Raw genomic sequence first — 3940 nt, 5'->3', positions numbered from 1 at the left:
CGCGTATTCACGCGGATACCCTTTCTTTTCCATCTCCGGGATCATGACGCTGCCGATCGAGGCGGTATCCGCCACCGACGAGCCGGAAATGGCGCCGAAGAAGGTCGAAGCAACGATATTCACCAGCGACAGGCCGCCGCGAATAAAGCCGACGAACAGATAGGCGAAATTGACCAGCCGCCGGGCAATGCCCCCTTCCGCCATGATCGCCCCCGCCAGAATAAAGAACGGGATGGCCAGCAGGGTGAATTTGTTGACCCCGCTGGTAATCTGAATCATCAGCGCCTCTAAGGGCAGGTCAATCCACAGCGCCCCAACCACCGCGCTCAGCCCGACAGCAAAGGCGACCGGCATTCCCACCGCCAGCAAAATGGCGAGGGTGAATAACAATACAAATGCATCCATTTTTCACCCCTTAACCGTGGCTGCCAATAAGCACAACGGGACGGTTTTCCTGCGAACCGAACAGCAGGCGTTCAATCACGAAAAGAATCAAAATCGCCGATCCAATGGGCAGCGGCAGGTAACTTTGACCGGAAGTGAGGATGGGGAATTCCGCCACCGGCTGCTCCCACAGTTCCACACATAGCCAGTAGCTGTACCAGCACATAAGCAATGAGATCAGCAGCATCAGCAGGTCCACCACCCTGGCGCAGAGAACCTGCAGGGCGGCAGGCAGGCGGTCGGTCAACATATTCACCGCAATGTGCGCCCCGGCGCGGTAGCTCACCGCCGCGCCAATAAAGGTAAAGGTCACCATGCAGATGATGGCTATCGGTTCCGGCCACGACTCCCCACGGTTAAGCACATAGCGGGAAAAAATGCCGATAGGAATAACGATGGTCATCACCAGTAACCCAAGGCCCGCCACGGTCATGGCGAGCAGGTACAGGCGGTCCATCCACTTAATGTAGATTTCGGACATACAGCCTCCGCAAAGGGGGGATTATTTGACGTCGGCGATCGCTTTCATCAAATCCTGATGCTTGTCGCCATACTGGGCACGTACCGGTTCAGTGGCTTTAATAAAGACTGACTTATCAATATCGTGGAACTGCACCCCGCCCGCCTTCATTTTCTCCAGCGCCTGCTGGTTATAGGCATCCCACAGTTTGCGCTGTTCGAACTGAGCTTCACGCGCCAGAGCCATCACTTTTTTCTGCTCGTCGGCGCTCAGCTTGTCCCATTTCACTTTGGAGTAGAGCAGCATTTCCGGGGTAATAAAGTGGCCGCTGAGGGTGTAGTTTTTCGCCACCGGCATATAGTTATGGGCGATATAGGTCGGCGGGTTGTTTTCCGCGCCGTCGATAACGCCGGTCTGCATGCCGCTGTAAACCTCGCTGACCCCCATCGCCACCGCGTTAGCGCCCATGGCTTTCAGCGTCGCCAGCGCCACCGGGCTACCCTGAACGCGGATTTTCATCCCTTTTAAATCTTCGGGTTTCGCCACCGGGTTTTTGGTGATGAGGTTACGGGTGCCGGAGTCCATCCAGCCGAGGAAAACAAGGCGGGATTTCGGGTTAGCGGTAAGTTTGTCGCCGATCTGTTTGCCGATCTCGCCATCAATAATCTTGTGCATGTGGTCTTCGTCGCGGAAGACATAGGGAAGGGTAAAGACTTCAATATCCGGCAAAATAGCCGCGACCGGGGCCATGGAGACACGAATCATATCGATCGCCCCCATTTGCGCCTGCTCAATCATCTGTTTTTCATCACCGAGCACGCCGCCGGGGAAGACTTTAATTTCCAGCTTTCCGTCAGTTTGCTGTTTAAGTTTTTCACCCATTTGCTGTACCGCCACCACGTTCGGATAGCCTTCCGGATGCACATCGGCAGCTTTTATTACCTGAGCAATAACAGTAGGGGTAAATAACAGAGCGGCGGTAGACAGGCACAGCGAAGCCACTAACGGCTTAATGGTCGTTTTCATGAAATGTGCTCCAGAGTATCGAGGTAAGGGTTAAAACATCGTTTTAATTTTACGTGTTAGAAATTAGACTACTGCTGGAATAAGGTGGGTGAAGCACTTCACAAAAAACGGCGAAATTCTGAAACAACGGTTTGATTTTGTGGCGCAGTTCAAACGGTTAAAATTTAGTTACCTGAGCGGGCACGACGAAAGGGCGATTACTGCCCTTTACGCACCAGATAACGATAGGGTAACGCCTCTGTCTCCTGCGCCACCAGTTCATGTTCCATGAAACGGCAAAAGCCCGGAATGTCACGGGTAGTGGCCGGATCGTCGGCAATAATTAACAATGTTTCACCGCTTTGCATGGTTCGCACGGTTTTGCGCACCATCATCACCGGTTCCGGGCAACGCAGGCCAAGTGCATCAAGGGTATGGTCGGGGCTGGAAAACAGATCGCTCATTTTCTTCTCGCTGACATAAAAACGGCAGTAGTTTACGCCGCGGTCGCCGTAAAGCAAACCGGGTTAACGATTGCGTAAAGATTAACCATTGCAAACCGCTGTGAAAGCAGTATTATGCGGCGGTTTTTATTGGGTTCCCTCACCCCAACTTTAAAAAGGTACAATATGAACTCCTTTACTCAATCGCAGCGCGTAAAAGCGTTGTTCTGGCTTTCTCTTTTTCATCTGCTGGTGATCACCTCCAGTAACTATCTGGTGCAGCTGCCGGTTAATATTTTCGGCTTTCACACCACCTGGGGCGCTTTTAGCTTTCCCTTTATCTTTCTCGCTACCGATTTAACCGTGCGCATTTTCGGCGCGCCGCTGGCCCGACGCATTATTTTCGCGGTGATGATCCCGTCTCTGCTGATCTCCTATGTCGTCTCTTCACTGTTCTATATGGGAAGCTGGCAGGGGTTTTCGGCGCTGGCCCACTTCAACCTGTTTGTCGCCCGTATCGCCGCCGCCAGCTTTATGGCCTACGCGCTGGGGCAGATTCTGGATGTCCACGTCTTTAACCGCCTGCGTCAGAACCGGCGCTGGTGGCTGGCGCCAACGGCCTCTACGGTGTTCGGCAACGCCAGCGACACCCTCGCTTTCTTCTTTATTGCCTTCTGGCGCAGCCCGGACGCCTTTATGGCGCAGCACTGGATGGAAATCGCGCTGGTGGACTACGCCTTTAAGGTGATTATCAGCATCGCGTTCTTCCTGCCGATGTATGGCGTCCTGCTCAATATGTTGCTGAAAAGACTGGCAGACAAATCTGAAATCTCCGCATTGCAGGCCAGTTAAGAGTACGCGTTGCCAGTTGTGGTAAGATGATTCGATGAGCCGTTATGGCTGTTTATCGAAAGGAAGAAGTCAATGCGCAATCTGGTTAAATATGTCGGTATTGGCCTGCTGGTAATGGGGCTGGCGGCCTGTGACAACAGCGACAGCAAAACGCCTGTGCAGGGCGCTGCGGCGCAAAGCAACGCCTCCGGGCAGCCGGTCAGCCTGCTTGATGGCAAGCTGAGCTTCTCGTTACCGGCGGACATGACCGACCAGAGCGGTAAGCTGGGGACGCAGGCCAACAATATGCATGTCTACTCGGATGCAACCGGGCAGAAGGCGGTCATCGTGATTGTTGGCGATGACACCCAGGAAGACCTGGCAACCCTGACCAAACGTCTGGAAGAACAGCAGCGCAACCGCGACCCGCAGCTGCAGGTGGTCACGAACAAAGCCATCGAGGTGAAGGGCCAGAAGCTCCAGCAGCTCGACAGCATTATCTCCGCCAAAGGTCAGACCGCGTGGTCTTCCGTGGTGCTGGGGAAAATTGACAACAAGCTGCTGACGTTGCAGGTGACGCTGCCTGCCGACAACCAGCAGCAGGCGCAGACCACAGCGGAAAACATCATCAACACGCTGGTAGTGAAATAATCACAATGCGGCCTCCACGGGAGGCCATCAGACTGCAGACAAAGCCAACAGGAATTCATGAAACGGCGTAGCCCGGGTAAGCACAGCGCACCCGGGACTCCCGGAT

General features: G+C 54.2%; 6 protein-coding genes. 2 read left to right on the top strand and 4 right to left on the bottom strand.

Annotated elements, in window-relative coordinates; translation table 11 throughout:
- The 4 genes from ENTHG_RS19140 to tusA all read right to left on the bottom strand — a co-directional run.
- Positions 1–405 (bottom strand): TRAP transporter large permease subunit (locus ENTHG_RS19140; protein ID WP_044183520.1); only part of this gene is annotated, 405 nt, incomplete at its 3' end.
- Between the two features lie 10 nt (positions 406–415).
- Positions 416–925, bottom strand: coding sequence for a TRAP transporter small permease (locus ENTHG_RS19135; protein WP_044183516.1), 510 nt, complete (start codon positions 923–925; stop codon positions 416–418).
- Between the two features lie 21 nt (positions 926–946).
- Positions 947–1930, bottom strand: a complete 984-nt coding sequence (locus ENTHG_RS19130) for a TRAP transporter substrate-binding protein (RefSeq protein WP_044183513.1) — start codon at positions 1928–1930, stop codon at positions 947–949.
- 197 nt (positions 1931–2127) lie between these two features.
- Positions 2128–2373, bottom strand: coding sequence for a sulfurtransferase TusA (gene tusA / locus ENTHG_RS19125; protein WP_044184017.1), 246 nt, complete (start codon positions 2371–2373; stop codon positions 2128–2130).
- Positions 2374–2538: 165 nt separating this feature from the next.
- Between tusA and ENTHG_RS19120 the strand changes: the two genes are divergently transcribed.
- Both ENTHG_RS19120 and ENTHG_RS19115 read left to right on the top strand, forming a co-directional pair.
- Complete coding sequence (locus ENTHG_RS19120) at positions 2539–3204, top strand: 7-cyano-7-deazaguanine/7-aminomethyl-7-deazaguanine transporter (RefSeq protein WP_044183511.1); 666 nt, start codon at positions 2539–2541, stop codon at positions 3202–3204.
- Positions 3205–3276: 72 nt separating this feature from the next.
- On the top strand, positions 3277–3834 hold the full coding sequence (locus tag ENTHG_RS19115) for a DcrB family lipoprotein (protein ID WP_044183509.1): 558 nt from the start codon (positions 3277–3279) through the stop codon (positions 3832–3834).
- Positions 3835–3940: the final 106 nt, after the last annotated feature.

Origin of the sequence: Phytobacter massiliensis JC163 (assembly GCF_000321045.1) — a bacterium.
GTDB lineage: Bacteria > Pseudomonadota > Gammaproteobacteria > Enterobacterales > Enterobacteriaceae > Phytobacter_A > Phytobacter_A massiliensis.
This window is presented reverse-complemented; position numbering and strand designations above follow the sequence as displayed.

Bases quoted from the DNA above. Each gene is read 5' to 3' on its own strand.
- ENTHG_RS19130 (WP_044183513.1), bottom strand. From the start codon at position 1,930: ATGAAAACGACCATTAAGCCGTTAGTGGCTTCGCTGTGCCTGTCTACC.
- ENTHG_RS19115 (WP_044183509.1), top strand. From the start codon at position 3,277: ATGCGCAATCTGGTTAAATATGTCGGTATTGGCCTGCTGGTAATGGGG.
- ENTHG_RS19135 (WP_044183516.1), bottom strand. From the start codon at position 925: ATGTCCGAAATCTACATTAAGTGGATGGACCGCCTGTACCTGCTCGCC.
- ENTHG_RS19120 (WP_044183511.1), top strand. From the start codon at position 2,539: ATGAACTCCTTTACTCAATCGCAGCGCGTAAAAGCGTTGTTCTGGCTT.
- tusA (WP_044184017.1), bottom strand. From the start codon at position 2,373: ATGAGCGATCTGTTTTCCAGCCCCGACCATACCCTTGATGCACTTGGC.